Origin of the sequence: Jannaschia formosa, from assembly GCF_003340555.1 — a bacterium.
In the GTDB taxonomy this organism is placed as follows: domain Bacteria; phylum Pseudomonadota; class Alphaproteobacteria; order Rhodobacterales; family Rhodobacteraceae; genus Jannaschia; species Jannaschia formosa.
Genome location: NZ_QPLJ01000012.1, coordinates 71,281 through 93,609 on the forward strand (window position 1 = coordinate 71,281; position 22,329 = coordinate 93,609).

Annotated in this window: 23 protein-coding genes; 10 read left to right on the forward strand and 13 right to left on the reverse strand. The window is 71.3% G+C overall.

Going from position 1 to position 22,329, the window contains the following annotated elements; genetic code table 11:
• Positions 1 to 3: 3 nt before the first annotated feature.
• Together DR046_RS13495 and DR046_RS13500 are read left to right on the forward strand one after the other, a co-directional pair.
• Complete coding sequence (locus tag DR046_RS13495) at positions 4 to 540, forward strand: PqiC family protein (protein ID WP_167767110.1); 537 nt, start codon at positions 4 to 6, stop codon at positions 538 to 540.
• Between the two features lie 51 nt (positions 541 to 591).
• A complete protein-coding gene (locus DR046_RS13500; RefSeq protein ID WP_115382918.1) occupies positions 592 to 1,302 on the forward strand; it encodes a CDP-alcohol phosphatidyltransferase family protein in 711 nt (236 codons plus the stop codon).
• Here the strand turns inward: DR046_RS13500 and DR046_RS13505 are convergent.
• From DR046_RS13505 to cobS, 4 genes are read right to left on the reverse strand one after another with little or no spacing between them, the layout of a single operon-like run.
• Positions 1,289 to 1,609, reverse strand: coding sequence for a hypothetical protein (locus tag DR046_RS13505; RefSeq protein WP_115382919.1), 321 nt, complete (start codon positions 1,607 to 1,609; stop codon positions 1,289 to 1,291). The two genes, DR046_RS13500 and DR046_RS13505, sit on opposite strands and share 14 nt — an antisense overlap.
• A gap of 3 nt (positions 1,610 to 1,612) precedes the next feature.
• Positions 1,613 to 2,635: an endonuclease/exonuclease/phosphatase family protein gene (locus tag DR046_RS13510; protein ID WP_115382920.1), complete on the reverse strand. Its 1,023-nt coding sequence runs from the start codon at positions 2,633 to 2,635 to the stop codon at positions 1,613 to 1,615.
• The gene (locus tag DR046_RS13515) at positions 2,632 to 3,312 is read right to left on the reverse strand and encodes a molecular chaperone DjiA (protein WP_115382921.1); all 681 of its coding nucleotides are present in this window, start codon (positions 3,310 to 3,312) and stop codon (positions 2,632 to 2,634) included. Before DR046_RS13515 ends, DR046_RS13510 begins: the two co-directional genes overlap by 4 nt.
• Before the next feature lie 9 nt (positions 3,313 to 3,321).
• The gene (gene cobS, locus DR046_RS13520; RefSeq protein WP_115382922.1) at positions 3,322 to 4,056 is read right to left on the reverse strand and encodes an adenosylcobinamide-GDP ribazoletransferase; all 735 of its coding nucleotides are present in this window, start codon (positions 4,054 to 4,056) and stop codon (positions 3,322 to 3,324) included.
• A 76-nt stretch (positions 4,057 to 4,132) separates the two neighbouring features.
• Between cobS and cobT the strand changes: the two genes are divergently transcribed.
• Positions 4,133 to 5,134 (forward strand): nicotinate-nucleotide--dimethylbenzimidazole phosphoribosyltransferase, encoded by a 1,002-nt coding sequence (gene cobT / locus DR046_RS13525; RefSeq protein ID WP_115382923.1) that lies wholly within the window; start codon positions 4,133 to 4,135, stop codon positions 5,132 to 5,134.
• Positions 5,135 to 5,275: 141 nt separating this feature from the next.
• Here the strand turns inward: cobT and DR046_RS13530 are convergent, their stop codons facing one another.
• Together DR046_RS13530 and hemB are read right to left on the reverse strand one after the other, a co-directional pair.
• Positions 5,276 to 5,758 (reverse strand): hypothetical protein, encoded by a 483-nt coding sequence (locus DR046_RS13530; protein WP_115382924.1) that lies wholly within the window; start codon positions 5,756 to 5,758, stop codon positions 5,276 to 5,278.
• Positions 5,759 to 5,968: 210 nt separating this feature from the next.
• Positions 5,969 to 6,982 carry a porphobilinogen synthase gene (gene hemB / locus DR046_RS13535; protein WP_167767112.1) on the reverse strand — a complete coding sequence of 338 codons (1,014 nt, stop codon included), beginning with the start codon at positions 6,980 to 6,982 and terminating at the stop codon, positions 5,969 to 5,971.
• 133 nt (positions 6,983 to 7,115) lie between these two features.
• Between hemB and DR046_RS13540 the strand changes: the two genes are divergently transcribed.
• The 5 genes from DR046_RS13540 (at position 7,116) to DR046_RS13560 (ending at position 14,056) form a co-directional block, all read left to right on the forward strand.
• The gene (locus tag DR046_RS13540; protein WP_115382976.1) at positions 7,116 to 7,637 is read left to right on the forward strand and encodes a component of SufBCD complex; all 522 of its coding nucleotides are present in this window, start codon (positions 7,116 to 7,118) and stop codon (positions 7,635 to 7,637) included.
• Positions 7,638 to 7,702: 65 nt separating this feature from the next.
• The gene (gene mfd, locus DR046_RS13545; protein ID WP_115382926.1) at positions 7,703 to 11,209 is read left to right on the forward strand and encodes a transcription-repair coupling factor; all 3,507 of its coding nucleotides are present in this window, start codon (positions 7,703 to 7,705) and stop codon (positions 11,207 to 11,209) included.
• Between the two features lie 68 nt (positions 11,210 to 11,277).
• A complete protein-coding gene (locus DR046_RS13550) occupies positions 11,278 to 11,658 on the forward strand; it encodes a SpoIIAA family protein (protein ID WP_115382927.1) in 381 nt (126 codons plus the stop codon).
• Between the two features lie 161 nt (positions 11,659 to 11,819).
• Positions 11,820 to 12,647 (forward strand): MBL fold metallo-hydrolase, encoded by an 828-nt coding sequence (locus DR046_RS13555; protein WP_115382928.1) that lies wholly within the window; start codon positions 11,820 to 11,822, stop codon positions 12,645 to 12,647.
• On the forward strand, positions 12,644 to 14,056 hold the full coding sequence (locus DR046_RS13560; RefSeq protein ID WP_115382929.1) for an FAD-binding oxidoreductase: 1,413 nt from the start codon (positions 12,644 to 12,646) through the stop codon (positions 14,054 to 14,056). The genes DR046_RS13555 and DR046_RS13560 overlap by 4 nt, the downstream gene beginning before the upstream one ends.
• A gap of 184 nt (positions 14,057 to 14,240) precedes the next feature.
• Here the strand turns inward: DR046_RS13560 and DR046_RS13565 are convergent, their stop codons facing one another.
• From DR046_RS13565 to DR046_RS13580, 4 genes are all read right to left on the reverse strand, one after another.
• A complete protein-coding gene (locus DR046_RS13565; RefSeq protein ID WP_115382930.1) occupies positions 14,241 to 15,263 on the reverse strand; it encodes an extracellular solute-binding protein in 1,023 nt (340 codons plus the stop codon).
• 178 nt (positions 15,264 to 15,441) lie between these two features.
• Entirely contained in the window at positions 15,442 to 15,978 is a 537-nt protein-coding gene (locus DR046_RS13570) for an adenine phosphoribosyltransferase (RefSeq protein WP_115382931.1), read from the reverse strand.
• Positions 15,979 to 16,114: 136 nt separating this feature from the next.
• Complete coding sequence (locus tag DR046_RS13575; RefSeq protein ID WP_115382932.1) at positions 16,115 to 16,771, reverse strand: DUF2927 domain-containing protein; 657 nt, start codon at positions 16,769 to 16,771, stop codon at positions 16,115 to 16,117.
• Positions 16,768 to 17,625, reverse strand: a complete 858-nt coding sequence (locus DR046_RS13580; RefSeq protein ID WP_115382933.1) for an S-methyl-5'-thioadenosine phosphorylase — start codon at positions 17,623 to 17,625, stop codon at positions 16,768 to 16,770. The genes DR046_RS13575 and DR046_RS13580 overlap by 4 nt, the downstream gene beginning before the upstream one ends.
• Before the next feature lie 120 nt (positions 17,626 to 17,745).
• Here DR046_RS13580 and meaB point away from each other — a divergent pair, with 120 nt between their 5' ends.
• Together meaB and rpmB are read left to right on the forward strand one after the other, a co-directional pair.
• Positions 17,746 to 18,726 (forward strand): methylmalonyl Co-A mutase-associated GTPase MeaB, encoded by a 981-nt coding sequence (gene meaB, locus DR046_RS13585; RefSeq protein ID WP_115382977.1) that lies wholly within the window; start codon positions 17,746 to 17,748, stop codon positions 18,724 to 18,726.
• Positions 18,727 to 18,819: 93 nt separating this feature from the next.
• Complete coding sequence (rpmB, locus tag DR046_RS13590) at positions 18,820 to 19,125, forward strand: 50S ribosomal protein L28 (protein WP_115382934.1); 306 nt, start codon at positions 18,820 to 18,822, stop codon at positions 19,123 to 19,125.
• Positions 19,126 to 19,197: 72 nt separating this feature from the next.
• Here the strand turns inward: rpmB and DR046_RS13595 are convergent, their stop codons facing one another.
• From DR046_RS13595 to DR046_RS13605, 3 genes are all read right to left on the reverse strand, one after another.
• Positions 19,198 to 19,380, reverse strand: coding sequence for a hypothetical protein (locus DR046_RS13595; protein WP_115382935.1), 183 nt, complete (start codon positions 19,378 to 19,380; stop codon positions 19,198 to 19,200).
• Between the two features lie 65 nt (positions 19,381 to 19,445).
• The gene (locus tag DR046_RS13600) at positions 19,446 to 20,123 is read right to left on the reverse strand and encodes an NAD-dependent deacylase (RefSeq protein WP_115382978.1); all 678 of its coding nucleotides are present in this window, start codon (positions 20,121 to 20,123) and stop codon (positions 19,446 to 19,448) included.
• Positions 20,124 to 20,173: 50 nt separating this feature from the next.
• Complete coding sequence (locus DR046_RS13605; protein ID WP_115382936.1) at positions 20,174 to 22,180, reverse strand: protein-disulfide reductase DsbD family protein; 2,007 nt, start codon at positions 22,178 to 22,180, stop codon at positions 20,174 to 20,176.
• Positions 22,181 to 22,329 lie beyond the last annotated feature (149 nt).

A 22,329-nucleotide genomic window follows, 5' to 3' on the forward strand; every position in this document is an offset into this window, starting at 1 on the left:
CCGATGCGCCTGACCCTCCCCTTCGTTCTGGCGCTGGCCGCCTGCAGCCAGACCCAGTTCTACGTCCCGCCGCCCAGCTCCTCGGAGCTGCGCCTGAACGTCGGGCCGGACACCGTGATGATCAACGAGGCGTCGATCCCGGAATACGCGGTCAACCAGGAGATCCCGATCCAGCAGCCGGACGGGTCGCTGACGACGGATACCGGCCAGCTCTGGGCCGACCTGCCGGACCGCGCGCTGGCGGGGTCGCTGATGCGCCACCTGAACCTGATCACGGACGCGGAGGTCGCGGTGGAGCCCTGGCCGCTGGGCGGCTTCCCCGATGCGGAGGTCTCGATCTTCGTAGAGGACATGATCGTGCTTGCCGCCGGCAGCCTGCGCTTCACCGGCAGCTACGCCATCCGCCGCGAGGAGGGGCGCGGCGAGGTCGAGACCTTCTCGATCCAGGTGCCGATGACCTCCTTCGACTACGTCACCATCATCGCCGCCCACGAGGCGGCCTGGCTGCAACTGGCCGAGCAGATCGCCCGCGCGCTCTGAGGCGTGGGAAGTCCGCTTGCGCCCCCTGCCCGGCTCCGCCATCGTCGCGGCATGCAGCAGACCCCCAAATGGTCGCGGACCCGGGCCCATTCCGTCCACGCGCTGACGGCGACGGGCGCCGTCTTCGCCATGTTCGCCCTGCTCGCGGCGGTCGAGGCGAACTGGTCGTGGATGTTCCTGTGGCTGCTGGCCGCCCTGTTCGTCGACGGCATCGACGGGCCGCTGGCCCGCCGCTACGACGTGAAGCTGCATGCGGCGCGCTTCGACGGGGTGCTGCTGGACCTGATCATCGACTACCTGACCTATGTCTTCATCCCGGCCTACGCGCTCTATGCGTCGGGGATCGTGCCGGGCTGGGCGGGCTGGGGCATGCTGATCGTGATCCCCTTCGCCTCGGCGCTCTATTTCGCGGATGTGCAGATGAAGACCGAGGATGCCAGCTTCGAGGGCTTTCCGGGCTGCTGGAACATGGTCGCGCTGGTCGTCTTCGTGCTGCAGCCCAACCCGTGGGTCGTGCTGGTGCTGTCGCTGGTGCTGTCGGCGGCGATGTTCCTGCCGATCCGCTTCGTCCATCCGACGCGGACCGCGCGCTGGCGGCCGCTGACGCTGGCCGTCTCGATCGCCTGGATGATCCTTGCGGTGATGGCCGCCTGGGGCGAGTTCGGACTGTCGGGGGCCTGGGCCTGGGCCTTCGGGCTGAGCTCGACCTACCTGCTGCTGGCGGGGGCGGCGCAGCAGGTGCTGAGCCTCAGAGGTCGATAGACCCGTCCTCGTTCGGCGTGACCTCGATCTCGCCGGGCTGCTTGCGGCGGATGAGGATGTCGCCGTTCTCCAGCACTTCGGGCGCGTGGTAGCGGTTCAGGTCGATGCCGCTCAGCGTCTCGCCCCAGTTCTCCAGAAGCGGTTTGGCACCTTCGGCCAGATCCTCCAGATCACGGAAGGCAGGCTCCATCTCCTGCATGAGCCCGTCCATGAAGAGCCGCAGGCCCCGTTCCATGACCGAGGGGGGCTCCACCTCCTGAGCGGCGGCGGGCAGGGCGAGGAAGGGCAGGATCAGCAGGACTCTCATGCCCTATATGTTGGCGTCGGCGCCCGTCAGATCAAGGACGACCGGGAAATGGTCCGAGGCGTCGAGCAGGTCGCGCTGCAGCTCCGGGTCGGCCAGCGCCTCGGGGGAATCGAACGGGTGCAGGATGCGCCAGCGCGCGCGGGGTATCAGATCGGCGCTGACCATCGCGAAGTCGAGCAGCGCGTTCATGTAGCGCTCGGCCGAGGCGTCCCAGAACCGCGCCGTACTGGGCGCGGCGGCCCCGATCCGGGGCGGGACGGCCGCCGGGTCGTGCAGCGCGGTCGGGCCGCTGCCCAGCACGATCTCGACGCCCGAGCGGCCGAAGAGCGATTCGAACCGGTCGAGCCCCGGCCCGTCGTTGAAATCGCCCGCGACGACCAGGCTGCGCCCCTCGGCCAGCCGCTGGTCGACCCGGGCGCGAAGCCAGATGCATTGGGCGAGCTGCTTGCGGCGGTTCAGGATCGCGATGCGCAGCGCGTCCTGCGCGTCCGTCGCGCCATGGGCGGCCTTGGACTTGGCATGCACGCCGATCAGGTGCAGCGCCCCGGCAGGCGTGTCGAGGTCCAGCTCCAGCGGGGGCTTCGACCAGAGCAGCGTGTCGGATCGCAGGTCGAGATCGAGATCCATCCCGAAGACCTTGTCGAAGCGGGGGGCGGCCGCGCTCTCGCCCGGGGCGTGGCGGGGGGCGACGCGGTCGGGGTCGTAGAGCAGCGCGATCTCCTGCTGGGTCTCGTTCGGGAAGCCCAGCCGCGCGCGCCGGGTGCGCAGCCCGGCCTCCTCGGCGAAGATTTCCAGGGCGGCGCCCCCGGCGCGGCGTTCGGAGACGTCGGGCGCCTCGACGATCACCAGCGCGTCGGCGTCGATCCGGCGCATCACGGCGGCGACGGCATCGAGCTGGCGGGCCTTGCTCACCCCGTAGCGGCCGATCCCGGCGGAGCGGTCGGGCCGGGCGGCGTCGTCGAACAGCCGGTCGAACCATTCCACGTTCCAAGCCGCCAGCCGGAACGCCCCCGGCGCATCGGTCACGCGGTGCCCGCCTGGATCCTCTCCCAGGCGCGGTTGACGGCGACCAGCCGCTTCTCGGCAAGCTTCACGGCCTCTTCGGGCAGGCCGCGGGCGACCATCCGGTCGGGATGGGTCTCGCGCACCAGGGCGCGCCAGGCGGCGCGGACCTCCTCCATGGGCGCGCCGTGCTCGACGCCCAGCACCTCCCAGCAGTCGGGGTCGCGGCCGGGCACCAGACGGGCCCGCAGCGACCGGAAGACCCGCTCCTCCAGGCCGAAGATCTCGGCCACGCGGGTGAGGAAGGCGTCCTCGGCCGGGTGATAGGCGCCGTCGGCCACCGCGATGTGGAACAGCCCCTCCATCAGGTCGAGGAGAACGGCGCGGTCGCTCTCGAACATGGCGGCGATGCGGGTGGCATAGGCCTCGAAGCCGGCCACGTCGGTTCGGGCCAGGTCGAAGACGCGCGCGGCGTTGTCCTCCTCGCCCTTCGGGATGAGGAAGACCTCGCGGAAGGCCGCGACCTCGGCGCGGGTCACCTGCCCGTCGGCCTTGGCCATCTTCGCGCCCAGCGCGATCACCGCGATGGTGAAGGCGACCGACCGCTCCGGCGGGGTGCGGAGTCGGTCGAACAGGGACAGCAGGCGCTCGCCGGGGGCGAGCCGGGCCAGCGCCTCGAGGATTCGCTGCCAGAGCGTCATGCCCGGACCCTAACGCGCGACGAGCGCGGCGAGAACGGCGATTTCGGAAAGTTGTTGGGTTGCGCCCAGGACGTCGCCGGTCTGCCCCCCGATCTTGGCGCGGGCGAGCGCGGCGACCCCCGCCGCCGCCAGCAGGGCGAGCCCCGCGCCGAAGAGCGCGTGCAAGACGCCCTGGCTGGCCAGCGCCAGCGCGGCGAAGCCGAGCCCGACCCAGACCGCGCGTGCGCCGGGCCGCCCCGCCCCATGCGCCAGCCCGTCCTCGCGCGCGGGCGGCAGGTGGCGCAGCAGCACCGCCATCGGCGCGCGGCTGACGACGCCCGCGACGAGGCAGGCGCCCAGCAGGTTTCCCTGCGCCAGCGCCAGTTCCAGCAGGACCCAGCGGGCGATCAGCGACAGGCCCAGCGCCAGCACGCCATAGGTGCCGATGCGCGAATCGCGCATGATCTCCAGCCGACGCGCGGGATCGAAGCCGCCCCAGAAGCCGTCGGCGCAATCGGCCAGCCCGTCCTCGTGCATCGCCCCGGTCAGCACCACCAGGACGGTCAGCGCGACCGCGGCGGCCAGCCCGCCGGGCAGGTTCGACGCCGCGACCGCCATCCCGGCAAGACCGGCGGGCAGGCCGACGAGAAGGCCGGCCAGCGGCCAGGCCCAGGCCGCGTCGGCGGCGCGCGCCGTCGGCGTCCCGCGCACCGGCAGGCGGGTCAGCAGCAACGTGGCCGAGACGAGGTCGGAGCGGAGAGACATGGGCGGCTTGTGCTCAGGGTTTCCGCGCCCTTAACCGGCGCTTGCGCCCCGGTAAAGACGCGGCCACACGGGCACCATGACCGACCTCAGCAGCTTCTCCGCCCTCCGTGCCGCGCTCGCCGCCCTGCCCGGCCCCGACGCCGCGGCGGCCGCGGGCGCCGCCGACCGCAACGCCCAGCTGACCAAGCCCCCGGGCGCCCTGGGAAGGCTGGAGGAGCTGGCACAATGGTATGCCGGCTGGCGCGGCGACCCGCGGCCGCAGATCGCCGCGCCGCAGGTGGTCGTCTTCGCGGGCAATCACGGCGTCGCCGCGCGGGGCGTCAGCGCCTTCCCGGCCGAGGTGACGGTGCAGATGGTCGCAAATTTCCGCGCGGGCGGGGCAGCGATCAACCAGCTGTCGGAACTGGCGGGGGCGCGGATGGACGTCCACGCGCTGGAGCTCGACCGGCCCACGGCGGACTTCACCGAAGGCCCTGCGATGACCGAGGCCGACTGCTGCGCCGCCTTCGCCACCGGCTGGGCGGCGGTGGACGCAGGCGCCGACCTGCTGGTGGCCGGCGAGATGGGAATCGGAAACACCACCTCGGCCGCCGCCATCGCCGCCGCGCTGCTGGGCGGGACCGGCTGGGCCGGGCGCGGCACCGGGGTCGACGATTCGGGGCTGGCCCGGAAGGAGGCGGCGGTCGCGGCGGGGCTCGCCGCCAATCCGGGGCGCGAGGGGTTTGCCGTGCTGGCCGCGCTGGGGGGGCGCGAGATCGCGGCGATGGCGGGGGCCATCGCGGGGGCGCGGGCGCGGCGGGTGCCGGTGATCCTCGACGGCTTCATCTGCGGCGCCGCCGCGCTGGCGCTGCGGGCAGAGCGGGCGGACGCGCTGGACCACTGCGTGGCCGGGCATCTGTCGGAGGAGGGCGCGCATCGGCGGATGCTCGAGGCGATGGGCAAGCGGCCCCTGCTCGACCTCGGGCTGCGGCTGGGCGAAGGCTCGGGCGCGGCGCTGGCGGTGCAGGTGCTGCGCGGCGCGCTGGCCTGCCATTCCGGCATGGCGACCTTCGCCGAGGCGGGGGTGGCAGGGGGCTGAGCGCTATGGGCGGCAACGCGCCGGCGTGTCTGCGCGGCAGGGTCCCCGGCGAGGCTGCATCTCCCGCCTTTCGTCGGAGGCGGACCAGCGGGTCGATATTGTGCCTCGGCCGGTCGAGGCGCGCGCCCCGTGTGACGCGGCTCAGCCTTCCCGGGCGTCCCGCTGCGCGATCATCAACGACAGCGCGTCGGCCATGATCTTCGTCTCGGCCCCGCGGGTGACGCCGCCGATGCCGACGCGCCGGCCGATCCGCCACCACATGCCCGGGACCCAGGCGCGGCCGAGCGGCGCGTCGAGCCGGATCAGGAAACCGTTCGAGGGCTTGAAGCTGAACAGCGCCCGGTCGACCGAGGCGATCCGGTCGAGCGGGGCGATGGAACGCCCGCTCTCCTCGCGCAGGCCATGGGCATCGAGCACGATTCCCTGCGCGGAGCCGGTCCAGCCGCGCTGCCCCAGCATCAGCGCGGCGATCCCCAGCGCGATCAGGAACAGCCGCCAGCCCAGAACCTGCGGCGGGTGCGCCACCGCGAGATAGAGCAGCGCCAGCCCCAGCGCGACCTGCACGGCAAAGCCGAAGGCGCGGCGGGGCGCCGAGGGGCGCAGGATGTGGATGGGCTCGTTCATGGGGTGGACCTAGCGGGCGGCGGGCGGCTCCACAATCGTCCGCAGCGCGGGGCGGAGGATCCGCGGGCCTCCGTGCCCGCCTAGGCGTGCCGAGAGCACGGGATCCCGGGGGGCTCTGGCCCCCGCACGACCCTCAGGCAGAGGAATGAAGGGATGTCGCCCTCGTAGGGACGTCGAAAACGGGTCCCGGCGGAACTTTCTACGACAGCCCTACTCCCATCCCGCCCGGATCAGCGCCGCCGCCTCGGGGGCGAAATAGGTCAGCACCCCGTCGCAGCCGGCGCGGCGGAAGGCCATCAGGCTCTCCATCATGGCCTTCTCGCCGTCGATCCAGCCATTGCCCGCCGCCGCCCGGATCATCGCGTATTCGCCCGAGACCTGGTAGGCATAGGTCGGCAGCCCGAAGTGGTCCTTCACCCGGCGGCAGACGTCGAGATAGGGCATGCCCGGCTTGACCATGACCATGTCCGCGCCCTCCGCGATGTCGCGGCCGACGCAGCGCAGCGCCTCCTCGGCGTTGAGCGGGTCGAGCTGGTAGGTCTTCTTGTCCCCCTTCAGCGCGCCCGAGGCGCCGACCGCGTCACGGAAGGGGCCGTAGAACGCGCTCGCGAACTTGGCGGCGTAGGACATGATCGTCACCTGGCCGTGGCCCGCCTCCTCCAGCGCCGCACGCATCGCGCCGATGCGCCCGTCCATCATGTCCGAGGGCCCGAGAATGTCGGCCCCCGCCTCGGCCTGGGCCAGCGCCATCTTCACCAGCGCCTCGACAGACTCGTCGTTGAGGATGATCCCGTCGCGGACGAAGCCGTCATGCCCGTCCGGGTTGTAGGGGTCGAGCGCGATATCGGTCATCACCGCGATGTCGGGGACTGCGGCCTTGATGCCGCGGATCGCGCGGTTCGTCAGGTTCTCGGGGTTCCAGGCCTCGGCGCAGTCGGGGGTCTTCACCGAGGCGTCGGTATAGGGAAAGAGGCAGATCGCCCGGATGCCCGCTGCATGCGCCTCGGCGGCGGCCTCGACCGTCAGGTCGACCGAGCGGCGGAGGACGCCGGGCATCGACGCCACCTCCTGGGTGACGCCCTCGCCGTCGCACAGGAAGACGGGCCAGATCAGGTCGTCGGTGGAGAGCCTGTCCTCGCGCATGAGCGCGCGGAGCGCGGGCGTGCGGCGCATCCGGCGCGGACGCGACAGGGGAAAGGCGGGCGGGGCTTGGTTCGGCATGATGCACCTGTGCGACACCTCGGATGGGTCGCATGGCGGGGGACGGGGTTCAAGCGCCCCGCGCCCTTGCACCCGCCGGGGCGCCGGGCGACACCGGGGGGCCGCAGAAGACACGAGGCAGCAGGGCCCCTTGGACATCTCCCTTCTGGACACCGCGCTCGAGCTGATCGACTTCCGCTCGTTCTCGAACCTGTGGTTCTGGATCGCGCTCGCGGCGCTGTGGTCGACCGCCTCTCACTGGGTGGTGGGCGTGCCCTTCGACCTCGTGCGCCGGGCCGCCGCCGGCGAGCCGCAGGCGCTGGACGACATGGTCGTGCTGGCCAACATCCAGGCGCGGCGGATCCTGTTCATCGCCGACGCGACGGGGCTGATCTCGACAGCGCTGACCTTCTTCATGGTCACGACCCTGACGCTGCTGGGCTTTCTCTACTGGATCGAGTTCGCGCAGGCGCTGCTGCTGCTGTTCCTGCCGATGATGGTCGTCTTCTGGCTGACGGTGCGCACGGCGCGCCGGATCGACGAGGGGCTGGACCCGGTCGACCTGGGCAACCTGCTGGCGCAGCACCGGCGCATGGTGCAGGGCGTGGGCGTCGTGGCGATCTTCGTGACCTCGATGTTCGGCATGTGGATCAACATGAACCATTCCGCGCTCGGCTGACGTCTTCCCATGAGGGCATCGCCCCGCGCCGTTGACACCGCCGCCGGAGCCGTTACCTGACCGCGATGCCCGACAGCGCCGCCCCCGAGACCGAAGCCGACACCGCCCGCCGCCCCCTTCCCGCCGGGCACATCCGCGCGGGCGGCGCGCCCGAGGGGTTCGACGCCCGCCTCGTCCTGCGCGAGCTGGAGCGGGGCCATCCCGTCGTCCATGTCGCCCGCGACGACAAGCGGGCCGAGGCGATGGCCGCCGCGCTACGCTTCCACGCGCCGGGCACGACCGTCCTGCGCCTGCCCGCCTGGGACTGCCTGCCCTATGACCGGGTGTCCCCCGCCGCCGAGATTTCGGCCACCCGCATGGCCACGCTCACGGCGCTGGCACATGGGCTGTCGGGGAAGTTCGTCCTGCTGACGACGCTGGCCGCGGCGACGCAGCGGGTGCCGTCGCGCAGGACGCTGAAGGGCGCCGGCTTCGCCGCCCATGTCGACCAGCGCATCGATGAGGCCGCCCTGCGTGACTTCCTCGTGCGCATGGGGTTCACCCAGACGCCCACGGTGATGGAGCCCGGCGACTGGTCGCCCCGCGGCGGCATCATCGACATCTGGCCGCCGGGCCAGCCCGCGCCGGTGCGGCTCGACCTCTTCGGCGACACGCTCGACGGGCTGCGCCGCTTCGACCCCGTCACCCAGCGCACGACCGAGCAGCTGAAGGCGATCGAGCTCGCCCCCGTCTCCGAGGTCATCCTCGACGGGCCGGCCATCACCCGCTTCCGCCAGACCTACCGGATCGAGTTCGGCGCGGCGGGGACGGACGACCCGCTCTATGAGGCAGTCACGGCGGGGCGGAAGGCGCAGGGCATCGAGCACTGGCTCAGCTTCTTCCACGAGACGCTGGAGACGCTGCCCGAGGTCCTGCCCGACGCCTCCTGGGTGCTGGACGACGCCACCCCCGCCCACCATGCGGAGCGGTGGGCCCAGATCATCGACATGTACGACAACCGGCGCGAGGCGATGACCGCCAAGGGCCGCGTCGATTCGGTCTACAAGCCCGCCCCGCCCTCCGGGTTGTACCTCTCGCCCGACGCCTTCGAGGCGGCGCTTGCGGGCAGGCGGGCGCTGCACCTGTCGCCCTTCGCCGCCGCCCCCGGCCCCGGCGTGATCGACGCGGGCGGGCGGGTCGGGCGCAGCTTCGCGGCCGAGCGGCAACTGGAGGGGGTGAACCTGTTCGAGGTGCTGGCCGGGCACATCGCCGAGAAGCGCAAGGAGGGGGCGGTCGTCATCGCCTCCTATTCCGGCGGCGCGCGGGAGCGTCTGCAGGGCCTGCTGGAAGACCAGGGCGTGGCGGGCGCGCGGCCCATCCGCTCTGCGAAGGACGTGGAGAAGGGCGAGGTCGGCCTTGCCGTCTGGCCGCTGGAACGGGGCTTCGAGGGCCCGGCGGGCAAGACCCGGCTGACGGTCATTTCGGAACAGGACGTGCTGGGCGAGCGCCTGATCCGCGGCAAGAAGAAGAAGCGCCGGGCCGAGAACTTCCTCAGCGAGGCGCAGTCGCTGTCGGTCGGCGACCTCGTCGTCCATGTCGACCACGGCGTCGGCCGGTTCACGGGCTTCGAGACGGTCACGGCGGCCGGCGCCCCGCACGAATGCCTGGCGCTGGAATACGCAGGCGGCGACCGGCTGTTCCTGCCGGTCGAGAATATCGAGCTGCTCAGCCGCTACGGCTCCGAGGAGGGGCTGCTCGACCGGCTGGGCGGCGGCGCCTGGCAGGCGCGCAAGGCCAAACTGAAGGAGCGTATCCGCCAGATCGCCGAGCGGCTGATGCGCATCGCCGCCGAGCGCGCCCTGCGCAAGGGCAACATCCTGGAGGCGCCCCGCGACATGTGGGAGAGCTTCGCCGCCCGCTTCCCCTACGAGGAGACGGACGACCAGATGCAGGCCATCGAGGACGTCGCCACGGACCTCGCCAGCGGCACGCCGATGGACCGGCTGATCGTGGGGGACGTGGGCTTCGGCAAGACCGAGGTCGCCATGCGCGCGGCCTTCATCGCCGCCACGAGCGGAAAGCAGGTCGCCGTCATCGCGCCGACCACGCTGCTGGCCCGCCAGCACGCCAAGTCGTTCCAGGACCGGTTCCGGGGCCTGCCGCTCGCGGTGCGCCAGCTCAGCCGCTTCGTGCCGGCGAAGGTCGCCACCGAGACCCGGCGCGGCATCGCCGAAGGCACCGTCGACATCGCCATCGGCACCCATGCCCTGCTGGCCAAGCAGGTGAAGTTCCGCGACCTCGGCCTGCTGATCATCGACGAAGAGCAGCATTTCGGCGTCACCCACAAGGAGCGCCTGAAGGAGATGCGGTCGGACGTCCACGTCCTGACGCTGTCGGCCACGCCGATCCCCCGCACGCTGCAGATGTCGCTGACCGGCGTGCGCGACCTGTCGATCATCGGGACGCCCCCGGTCGACCGCCTCGCCATCCGCACCTATGTCTCGGAATTCGACGCCGTGACCGTCCGCGAGGCGCTGCTGCGGGAGCATTACCGCGGCGGCCAGTCCTTCTTCGTCGTCCCCCGCATCTCGGACCTGCCCGAGATGGAGGCCTTCCTGCGCGAGCAGCTGCCCGAGCTGACCTATGTGATCGCCCACGGCCAGCTCGCTGCGGGCGATCTCGACGAGCGGATGAACGCCTTCTACGACGGGCGCTACGACGTGCTGCTGTCGACCACGATCATCGAAAGCGGGATCGACATCCCCACCGCCAACACGATGGTCATCTGGCGCGCCGACATGTTCGGGTTGAGCCAGCTCTACCAGATCCGGGGGCGGGTCGGACGCTCCAAGACGCGGGCCTATGCTTACCTCACGACCAAGCCCAAGTCGAAGCTGACCCCGCAGGCGGAGCGGCGGCTGAAGGCGCTGGGGTCGCTCGACGCGCTCGGGGCGGGTTTCAACATCGCCTCGCAAGACCTGGACCTGCGCGGCGGCGGCAACATCGTCGGCGAGGAGCAGTCGGGCCATATCAAGGAGGTCGGGTTCGAACTCTACCAGTCGATGCTGGAAGAGACGATCCAGAAGCTGAAGGCGGGCGACGCGGGGCTGGCCGATGCGCTGTCGGACGACTGGTCGCCGCAGATCGCGCTGGGCGTGCCGGTGCTCATCCCCGAGGACTACGTCGTCGACCTGGATGTCCGTCTCGGCCTTTACCGCCGCCTGTCGGGGCTGGAGAAGAAGGTCGAGCTGGAGGGCTTCGCCGCCGAGCTGATCGACCGCTTCGGCCCGCTTCCGCGCGAGGTGAACGTGCTGATGCGCGTCGTGCGCATCAAGGCGATGTGCAAGGCCGCCGGGATCGAGAAGCTGAATGTCGGCGACAAGGGCGCCACGGTGGAGTTCCACGGCAACCGCTTCGCCCGCCCCGAGGGGCTGGTCGAGTTCATCCAGGACCGCAAGGGCGGCGCGAAGATCAAGGGCGACAAGCTGGTCGTGCTGGAGGAGTTCCCGACCGAGGCCGACCGCATCAAGGGCGGCTTCGCCATCGCCCGCGATCTGGCAGTAAAGGCGGGAACGGTGAAGGCCCGGGACTGAGAACGGCGCGAGACGCAACCGCAGGGCGGCCCCGCGCGTTCGGCCACGACACATCCGAGGAGAGCCCCATGCCCCACGCCGTCCGCCAGATCAGCACCACCTCCCCGACCGTCTACGCCTTCGAGATCGACGGGAAGGTCTCCGCCGCCGAGATGAAGGCCATGGGCGAGACCATGAACGAGGCCTTCGACCGGCACCAGGAGGTCAACATGCTGCTGATCTTCCGCCGCTTCGAGGGCAGCGAGATGGGCGCCTCGATGAACTGGGACGCGATGACCTCGCAGGTCCGCTCCGTCGCCAAGGTCGGCCGCTACGTCACCGTCGGCGCCCCCGACAGCGCCAAGGCGATGATCGAGGCGATGGGCAAGATCATCCCGGTCGAGGCTAAGACCTTCGACATGCACGAGCTGGACCTCGCCTGGAGCTATGTCGGCGCCCGCCCGGCCTGAGGCCGGCGGCGCGGGGGCCCTGCCGCCGTCGCCCTGCGGGCGACTCCCCCGGCATATTTTCGGAGCATCGAAAGCAGGGCGCGCCCGGATGAGGGCGGGGCGCGGATTGTGAGGTGAAGCCTGATGCCGGTGCGCTATGCTGTCCCGCAGGAGGGACCGCCATGCTACGACTGCTCGCCTGCCTGATGCTCCTGCCCGCCGCGGCGCTGGCGCAGGACCGGGATCGCCGCCCCAGCCATTGCATCGCCATCGCCGAGGCGCCGGGGCTGGAATATGTCCGGAAGGCCAGCTACCGCGCGCCGCTGCCGGACGAGTACACCGTGCGGCTGAGCTATATCGACCATGCCATGTTCATGCTGGAGACGGCGGGCGGCCTGCGCGCCGTGACCGACTATGTCGGCTTCATCGGCGCGGCCGACCTGCCCGACGTGGTGACGATGAATCGCGCCCATATCTCCCACTGGGACCCGACGCCCGATCCCGGCATTGCCCATGTCCTGCCCGGCTGGTCCGAGATCGTCGGCGAGCCGGTGGACCACCATCTGGACCTCGGCGAGATGCTGGTGCGGTCCGTCTCGACCGATATCCGGTCGCGCTTCGGCGGCGGGGTCGAAGAGAACGGAAACGCGATCTTCGTCTTCGAGGTCGGCGGGCTCTGCATCGGGCATCTGGGCCACCTGCATCACGAGCCCTCGGCCGAGCAGTATGCCGCGCTCGGGCGTCTGGACGTCGTCATGGCGCCCGTGGACGGAGGGCTGACGCTGGACATCGACACCATGATCCGGGTCCTGACCCGGCTGCGTTCGTCCATCGTGATCCCGATGCACTGGTTCGGGGAGAGCGCGCTGCAGCGCTTCCTCGCCGGGATGGAGGGCGATTTCCTTATCGAGCGCCGCGACGACAACCATCTCGAGGTCTCGCTGCGGACCCTGCCCTCGCGGCCGACCATCGTCGTGCTGCGTCCCGCCTACCTGACGGAGCCCGAATGACCTACGCCCCGGCGAATGCCGCCTTCGCCGACGCGCTGCGCGCCGACCTCTCCGCCTCGGCCTTCCGCGAGCTGGAGCCGCGCTTCCTGGAGGAGCCGCGGGGCCGCTGGGCCGGGACCGGCGGCCTGCTGCTCGCGCCCTCCTCCACCGAAGAGGTCGCGGCCATCGTCCGGGCCTGCGGGGCGCGGGGCGTGCCGATCGTGCCCTATGGCGGGGGCACCGGGCTGGTCGGCGGGCAGGTCTCGGGCGACCTCGAGTCCCCGGTGATCCTGTCGCTGGAGCGGATGACCGCCATCCGCTCCGTCGATCCGGTCGAGAACGCCATGGTCCTCGAGGCGGGCGTGATCCTGCAGCGCGCGCAGGAGGTCGCGGCCGAGGCCGACCGGCTGTTCCCGCTGACCATCGCCTCGCAGGGCTCGGCCCGGATCGGAGGCATCCTTGCGACCAATGCGGGCGGCGTGAACGTGCTGCGCTACGGCAATGCGCGCGACCTCTGCCTCGGGCTGGAGGCGGTGCTGCCGGACGGGTCGGTGCTGCGCGGGCTGTCGCCGCTGCGCAAGAACAACACCGGCTACGACATGCGCCACCTGCTGATCGGGGCCGAGGGGACGCTGGGGATCATTACGGCGGCGACGCTGAAGCTGCTGCCGCGGCCCGCGAAGACCGGGGCCGCGATGATGGTCGTCCGCGATCCGGCCGCCGCACTGGAGCTGCTGAACCTCGCGCGCGACCGGATCGGCGAGGGCGTGTCCGCCTTCGAGTTGATCGACGGGATGGGGCTCGACTTCCTGGCAGAGACGATGCCCGACATCCGCCTGCCGCTCGGGCGGCCGGACTGGTCGGTGCTGATCGACCTCGGACTCGGCGGCTCCGGCGATCCGGAGGCGGCGCTGACCGGCCTGTTCGAGGCGGCTGCCGAGGCGGATCTGGTCAGCGACGGGGTGATCGCGCAGTCCGAGGCGCAGCGTGACGATTTCTGGGCGGTGCGCGAATCCATCCCGCAGGCGAACCGCAACATCGGCGCGGTCAGCAGCCACGACATCTCGGTCCCGCTGGCCGCGATCCCGCGCTTCATCGCCGAGGGGTCCGAGGTCGTGGCGAAGGTCGGCGACTTCCGCATCAACTGCTTCGGCCATGTCGGCGACGGCAACCTGCATTACAACGTCTTCCCGATGCCGGGCCGCAGCCGCGCCGATCACGAGCACCAGCGCAACGAGATCAAGCGCGCCGTGCACGATCTGGTCGAGGCGCATGGCGGCTCGGTTAGCGCCGAGCACGGCGTCGGGCGGCTGAAGGTCGGCGACCTGGAACGCTATGTCGACCCGACCAAGCTGGCCGCGATGCGCGCGATCAAGGCGGCGCTGGACCCGAAGGGGATCATGAACCCCGGAGCGGTGCTGCGGCCATAGGCGCGCCGCCGGGCCAAAAGGAAACGCGCCCCGTCTTCGGGGGGAGACGGGGCGCTGGGGGAATGAGTGGCTGTCTGCCGAAGCCACCAGCCTTGGGTAGCCTGCAGAGTCTTACCAATTCGCTAACGAGCGGAAAGAATCCTCAGGCGGGTTGCCGGGCCGCAGGGAGGGCCCGGCACGGCGCTCACTCCCAGCCGACCTCGGCGAAGATGCGGTTCGCGGTCTCGAGGTTCTCGGCCACCGACGAAAGTTTCACGTCGTCCGCGGTGAAGTCGCCCAGCTGCTGGACCGCCGCAGTCGTCTCGACGCTCTCGACGACCGGGTATTCGTTGTTGCCGGCGGCGAAGTACTGCTGCGCGCTGTCCGAGGCGAGATATTCCAGGAAGGCCACTGCGTTCTCGCGGTTCGGCGCGTTCGCGGCCACGCCGCCTCCCGAGAGGTTCACATGCGCGCCGGTCGAGTCCTGGTTCGGGAACACCCAGCCGACCTGGTCGGTGTTTCCGGTCAGACCATCCACATCGCTGGCGAGCGCGCGGGCGAAGTAATACGTGTTCGACACGGCGATGCTGCACTCGCCCGAGACCAGTCCGAGAAGCTGGTCGGTGTCGCCGCCCTGCGGATCCCGTGCCATGTTCTCGACGATGCCCTGCGCCCACTCGCGCGCGGCCTCTTCGCCCTCGTTCTCGATGATCGAGGCCAGAAGCGTCTGGTTGTAGGTGTTGGTCGAGGACCGGATGCAGATCATGCCCTCGTACTCGTCGTTCGCGAGGTCGGCATAGGTCTGCGGCGGGTTCTCGACCGCCTCCTTGTCAAAGAAGATGATGCGGCTGCGGAGCGAGAAGCCGAACCACTGGTTCTCGTCGTCCTGGTACTGCGCGGGAATGCGCTCTTCGAGGATCTCGGAGTCGACGCTTTGCAGAAGGCCCGCCTCGTCGGCGCGATGCAGGCGCGAGGTGTCGACGGTCAGAAGCACGTCCGCCGGGGAATTGGCGCCCTCGGCTTCCATCCGGGCGATCAGCTCGTCGGCATTGCCCTCGATGCGGTTGATGGTCACGCCGGTCATTTCCTCGAAATCGGAATAGAGCCGCTCGTCGGTGTCGTAATGGCGCGAGGAATAGAGGTTCAGCTCGCCGGACAGCTGCTGGTCCTGCGCGAAGACGGGCAGCGCGACGGTCGCGGCGAGGAAGGCGAGAAGGGATCGGGTCATCAGGAACTCCCAGAAGATTTTCCGACTATTATTGTCGGGTAGTGGTGCGCCCTTCATACCGAGGGGAAAGACAAAGGCAACCGTTTTTGTCGGAAATGCGCGACTGCCCGCGCGGCAGGGTCCCGCCGCGTCGGTGGTGGTCTTTAGGTGGCGGGCCTTACGGCCCGGGAAGTGGGAGTCAGGCGCCTTCGAATTCGCAGAGCGCGTGGATCGGCATGCCCATCGCCTCCAGCGCGGCGCGGCCGCCGAGCTCCGGCAGGTCGATGACGAAGGCGCAGCCGATCACCTCGCAGCCCAGCCGTTCCAGCAGGGCGATGCCCGCCCTGGCGGTGCCGCCGGTGGCCAGAAGGTCGTCGACCAGCAGCACCTTCGAGCCGGCGGGCAGCGCGTCCCGGTGCACCTCCACCGTGGCCTGCCCGTATTCCAGCGCATAGTCCTGTGCGAAGGTCGGGCCAGGCAGCTTGCCCTTCTTGCGGATCGGGACGAAGCCCTTGCCGAGCTGATGCGCCATCGCGCCACCGAGGATGAAGCCCCGCGCCTCCAGCCCCGCAATGGCGTCGATCTGGCCGCCCGCGAAGGGGTCGAGCAGCTGGTCCACGCAGAGCCGCATGCCGCGCGCATCCGCGAAAAGCGTGGTCACGTCGCGGAACATGATCCCCGCATGGGGGAAATCCGGGATCGTGCGGATGTAGTCGCGGACGGTCTTGTTCTGCATCGCACGGGGTCCCCTCGTTACAGCCGGGTCAGCGCGCCCGCCCGGACAGGCAAAGCGCATCGCGCCGGGGCGCGCAAGCGCCGGGCGAGGGGATGAAACGAGCGATCGAGGCGAACAGACCGACGTGCCGTTTGCGTCAGTCCCCCGGCTCGCCATAGTGGCGACGAAGTGCCATCGCGTCCTGCCCCTCCAGCCGGGTGACGGAGTTGCCGTCCTCGCTGAAGACCGAGCGGCGATAGGCGGGGCCGGAGATATCGGTCATCAGACCCATCGCCTGCGTGATCTCCTCCAGCAGGACCGAGGCGACCTCCCGCCGCCGGGCCTTGGCCGAGACGGCGATCATCGCCTCGGTGATCACGCCGTCCCGGGCGCGCAGGGCCACGCGACCCAGGGGCAGCAGCGCCCCGTCGAGCGCCGGGATCCCGGTCCCGGTCATCACCCCGCCGGGGGGCGTCGCGACGACGTGGATGGCGATGTCGGGCGCCTTGTCGTCGCGGCGCAGCCGAATGCCCGCCCCGAGGGCGTTGATCTCCTCCACCGCGCCGGCCAGCCCCTGCTCGAAGAGGCGCATCTGATAGGGCTGAAGCACATCGGCGACGCTGACCAGCCCGACGGTCAGGTCGGTGCGCCGCGCGTCCGACCAGCGCAGCAGCGGCTTGCGGCAGGACTCCCCGGGCGGGGCGGCGCAGGCGACGGCGCGGTAGAAGGCGTCGTCGGACAGCTTGGCGGGCGCCTCCACGAATTCCTGCGCCGCGACCGGCGTCGCGGCCAGCAGCAGCGCGACCAGCTTCACAACAGGCGGCCCGCGATCGGGCGCAGGCGCTCGACCATCGCGGAATCGCGCGCATCGGGGGCGGTCATGATCGCATGGTCCAGCGCCGTGGCGCAGCCGGTCTCGCAGGCGCCGCCGACCTCGGCGGGCAGGGCTGCCACCAGGGCGGCGGCGGTCGCCACGTTGGCCTTCAGCGTCGCGATCACGTCCGAGACCGCGACCGCGTCGTGGCCGTCGTGCCAGGCGTCGTAATCGGTGACCATCGCGACGGTCGCGTAATGCAGCTCCGCCTCACGGGCGAGCCGGGCCTCGGGCAGGTTGGTCATGCCGATGACGTCGCAGCCCCAGCTTCGGTAAAGCCGCGATTCGGCAACCGAGGAGAATTGCGGCCCCTCCATCGCGAGATAGGTCCCGCCCTCGTGCACCGTCGCGCCCGCCGCGCGGCCCGCCCGCGCGCAGGCGGCGGCGAGCGCGGCGCAGACCGGGTGCGCCATCGAGACATGGGCGACGAGCCCCGTGTCGAAGAAGCTGGCCGCGCGCGCCACAGTCCGGTCGACGAACTGGTCGACGATTACCAGGTGGCCCGGCGCCATCTCCTCCCGGAAGGAGCCGACGGCCGAGACCGAGACGAGATGGGTGACCCCCGCCGCCTTCATCGCGGCGAGGTTGGCGCGGTAGGGCACGGTCGAGGGCGTGTGGACATGGCCGCGCCCGTGACGGGGCAGGAACACCATGCGCGTGCCGTCGAGCGTGCCGTGCAGCAGCGCGTCCGAGGGCGCGCCCCAAGGTGTCTCGACCGCGCGCCATTCGGCGCCGGTCAGCCCGTCCACGCCGTAGAGGCCGGAGCCCCCGACGATCCCGATTACTGGTTCCATTGTCCCGCTCCGGCCGTTCGGCCGCCAAGGTAGCAGGCTCGGGACCGGAGGCAATTCGGAACGCGCGTCAGGCACGGGACCGGCTTGCCCCGCCCTGCCGCCTCGGGCATCCCCGGCGTCATGACCGATGACCCGCTCCATCGCCCGCTGCTCGAGGGAGACCGCCGCGCCCTGTCGCGCGCGATCACCCTCGTCGAGAGCACCCGCACCGACCACCGCGCGCGGGCGGCGGCGCTGCTCGACGCGCTGCGCCAGGAAGGGCGGGAGGCGCTGCGGATCGGCCTGTCCGGCACGCCCGGCGTCGGCAAGTCGACCTTCATCGAGGCCTTCGGGATGAAGCTCTGCGCCGAGGGCAAGCGCGTCGCCGTGCTGGCCGTCGATCCGAGCTCGACCCGCACCGGCGGCTCGATCCTGGGCGACAAGACACGGATGGAGCGGCTGAGCCGCGAGCCCCGCGCCTTCATCCGGCCCTCGCCCTCGGCCACGCATCTGGGCGGCGTCGCACGCCGCACGCGCGAGGCCGTCAGCCTCTGCGAGGCGGCCGGGGTCGACGTGGTGCTGATCGAGACGGTGGGCGTCGGCCAGTCCGAGACGATGGTGGCGGGGATGTGCGACCTCTTCACGCTGCTGCTGGCCCCGGCGGGGGGCGACGAGCTGCAGGGCGTCAAGCGCGGCATCATGGAGATCGCCGACCTGATCCTGGTCAACAAGGCGGATGGCGACCTGAAGGCTGCCGCAACCCGCACCGTGGCCGACTACGCGGGCGCGCTGCGCCTGTTGCGCAAGCGGCCGCAGGACCCGGCGGGCTTTCCGAAGGCCCTGCCCGTCTCGGCCGTGACCGGCGACGGGCTCGACCGCGCCTGGGACGAGATGCGGGCGCTGGCCGACTGGCGCCGCGAGACGGGCCATTGGCAGGGGACTCGCGCCGCGCAGGCCGCGCGCTGGTTCGAGGAGCAGGTCCGCGAGGGGCTGCTCGCGCGGCTGGAGCGGGACCCGGCGACGCGCGACCGGATGCGCGGGCTCGCGCAGGCCGTGGCCCAAGGCGACCGCGCGCCCGAGGCCGCGGCGGCGGAGATGCTGGAATCGTTGCGGGGCGCTTGACGCCCCGGCCCCGGCCCCTTAGACGGGCGCGACCGCGGGGCCGTTTACGGCCCTGCTCGCCTTTTGATGAACCCTGATCCCCATAGGTGCCCCATGTCGCGCGTCTGCGAGCTCACCGGAAAAGGCCCGATGTCGGGCAACAACGTCTCCCACGCCAACAACAAGACCCGGCGTCGCTTCCTGCCGAACCTGAACGACACCACGCTCCAGTCCGAAACGCTGGGCCGGTCGTTCAAGCTGCGCATCTCGGCCTCGGCGCTGCGCACGGTCGATCATCGCGGCGGGCTCGACGCCTTCCTGGCCAAGGCCAAGGATGCGGACCTGTCGGCGAAGGCGCTGAAGATCAAGCGCGACATCCAGAAGTCGTCGGATACCACCGCCGCCGCGCTGCAAGCCTGATCCCGTCCCCAGGACGGCAGAAGGCCCCCGCCGCTGGCGGGGGCCTTTTTCGTCCGAAGGCGGAGGACCGGCTCAGTCCTCGTTCGCCTTCCTCTCGTCCGCCTTCTTCTTGTCTTCCTTCGCCTGGTCCATGACGGCGCCGCCGCCCATGCCGCCGACGGGCTTGCCCTTGTCGACAGCGGCCGAGGTGGCGCGCAGGAAATAGACCGTCATCGCGAGCAGTCCGAGAAGCAGGATAAGGGGCAGGTAGGCCATGGGCAGGATCCTTTCGAGAACGTGACGGATTTAAGCTAGACCGGCCATCGCTGTCGGCAAAGGTCTCATTGCGGCAGGATCTCCGCAACCCAGGCCGGCACGATCCGGCTGGCCGGTCCTTCGCGGGTGACGTCGAATCGGCCGCCGGATGCCTCCAGATTAAGCTCCAGCGTCTCGGCGCCCGCCATCCGGGCCAGTTCGACGAAGCCCGCCGCCGGGTAGACCGTGCCCGAGGTGCCGATGCTGACGAAGAGGTCGGCGCGGGCCAGCGCCGCCTCGATCTCCTCCATGCGGTAGGGAATCTCGCCGAACCAGACGATGTCGGGGCGCGTGGCCGCTCGCGCGCAGGCGGGACAGGGATCGCCGGGGGCCATCGCCTCGGGCGCCTGCCAGCGGGCGCCGCAAGCGTGGCAGAGCGCGCGGGTCAGCTCTCCGTGCATGTGGATCACGCCTTCGGCGCCCGCCCGCTCCAGCAGGTCGTCCACGTTCTGCGTCACCAGCGTCACCCCCGGCCGGCGCGACAGGCGGGCCAGCGCCTCATGCGCCGCGCCCGGCACGGCCTCCCGCATGTTGGCGCGGCGGGCGTTGTAGAAATCGTGAACGAGCGCGGGATCGGCGGCGAAGCCCTCGGGCGTGGCCACCCGTTCGAGCGGATAGCGGGTCCAGAGCCCGTCTGCGTCACGGAAGGTGCCCAGCCCCTGCTCGGCGCTGAGGCCCGCGCCGGAAAGGACGACGATGTTCATGGCCGCCAGCATGGGGCGGGCGGCGGAGAATTGCCAGCGGCACGCGCCGATTAACGCGCCGCCTCCAGCGCTTCGGTCACGGAGGCGGCAGTCAGGATCTCGGGCAGCGCGATCCCCTGCGGCGCGCCCGGCCCGTAGACCGCGTTGAACGGAATGCCGAAGCGACCGTTCTCCTGCAGGTATACCGTGATCGCGTCGTCCGCGCGGGTCCAGTCGGCCCTGAGGGCGACGAGGCCGGCGCCCCGCAGTTGGGCAGCGACAGGGTCGGCGTCGAGCACGAGGCGCTTGTTGACCTTGCAGGTCAGGCACCAGTCGGCGGTGACGTCGACGAAGACCAGATTGCCCGCCGCGACCTCCTGCGCGATGCGGTCGCGGGCGAAGGGCTGCCACGGTCCCGTCAGCGGTGCCTGGCCTGGCCCCGAGGCCGGAACGGCCAAGGCAAGTCCCGCCGACAGCACGAGCCCGCCCAGCGCCACCGCCCCAGCGCGGCGCCGCAGCGCCAGCGTCCCGAAGGTCAGCAGGGCGGCCACGCCCACCGCCCCCGCCACCGCGGCCCCGGCCGACCCCGCCAGCACCGTCAGCAGCCAGAGCGCCGCAAGACCGAGCATCGCGCCCAGCACGACGCGCAGCGTGCCCATCCAGCGCCCGGGCCGCGGCAGGTGCCGCACCAGCGACGGCCACGCGGCGACGAGCAGGAACGGCAGCGCCAGTCCCAGCCCCATTGCGAGGAAGACCCCCATCGCCCGCAGGGGATCGGCCGTCAGCGCATAGGTCACCGCCGTCCCGAGGAACGGGGCCGAGCAGGGCGTGGCCATCACCGCGGCGAAGGCGCCGGTGGCGAAGTCGCCCGTCAGCCCCTCGCGCCCGGCGCGGCGCGACATGCCGGTCATCGCGAAGCCCGGCAGGCCGATCTGGAAGAAGCCAAGCAGGTTGGCGGCGAAGATCGTCATCAGCAGGACCATCAGGGCCAGGAAGACCGGGCTCTGGAACTGGACGCCCCAGCCCACCGCCACGCCCGCCGCCTGCAACCCGATCAGCGCCGCCGCAAGCAGCGCGAAGAAGGTCAGGATGCCCGCGGCCGAGGCGAGGAAGCCCGCGCGGACCTGCGCCGGGCCGCGATCCCGGGCCTGCAGCGCCGAGGCCAGCTTGATCGACAGAACCGGCAGCACGCAGGGCATGACGTTCAGGAGAAGGCCGCCGAGCCCGGCCAGCACCAGCATCCAAAGCAGGCCGGTTCCCCGCCCCGGCGCCGCCGGCGGCATGTCCGAGAGCGGTGCCGCAAGGCTCGCCGCCCGGTCGCCGTCGACGATGGTAAGGTCGAGCGGCCCCTCCCCTTCCCCGACGACCGGCAGCCTTGCCCAGAGCACGCGGCCGCCCTCCCCCAGCCGGATATCGGGCTTGCCGAAGGCGCCGTACTGGCCGTGCTCGGGGAAGATGTCGGGCGCCACGAAGGGCGTGGCGGAGGTCGCGCGGATGGTCAGCGCCGCCTCGTCCAGATGCGCGGCGGCGAGCGCGATCCCGGCTTCGTCGCCGGTCAGCGGCACGCGGGCGACCCAGTCGGCCAGGGTCGCGGCGTTGCCCTCGTCGATGCCGCCTCCGGCGGGCAGGTCGAGCCGCAGCTCCACCGTCTCGGGGATGCAGACATCGGCGCAGACCAGAAGGTCGGCGCGCAGGTCCAGCCGCGCGGGCGCGCCCGGCTCGGCCAGGGTCACGGCGAGGGGGAAGACGACCTCGCCGCCATAGCCGAAATTCTCGATCTCGAAGGCGGTGAAGCGGGTCGGCGCCGGATAGGCGAGCGTCACGCCCGCGACGTTCTCGCTGCCCTCCCAGGCGAGCTCGGGCGGCAGGCCGACCTCCCCGGGCGAGCGCCAGTAGGTCTTCCAGCCCGGCGCCATCTCCAGCGCGAGCCCCGCCTGCAGGGTCGAGACCCCGTCGCCCACGCCCTCGGAGGCGGAAATCAGCCGCGCAACCAGCGTCCGCGTCTCGACCGGCGGCGAGGTCGCGGCGAACGCGGGCTGCGCCAGCAGCGTCAGGAGGAGGAGAAGCGTGCGGATCATGCGTTGCAGCTAGGCCATCGCAGGCCCCGGGGGAAAGGGGCGGCGTCGGGAATGACGGGAGTGTGACCGCGCGTCGCTGACGATGACGTGATCGCCCTGCCGCCTTGCGCCCGGGCGCCGCGCGGTGTCTCGTGTCTCCCGACCCGAGC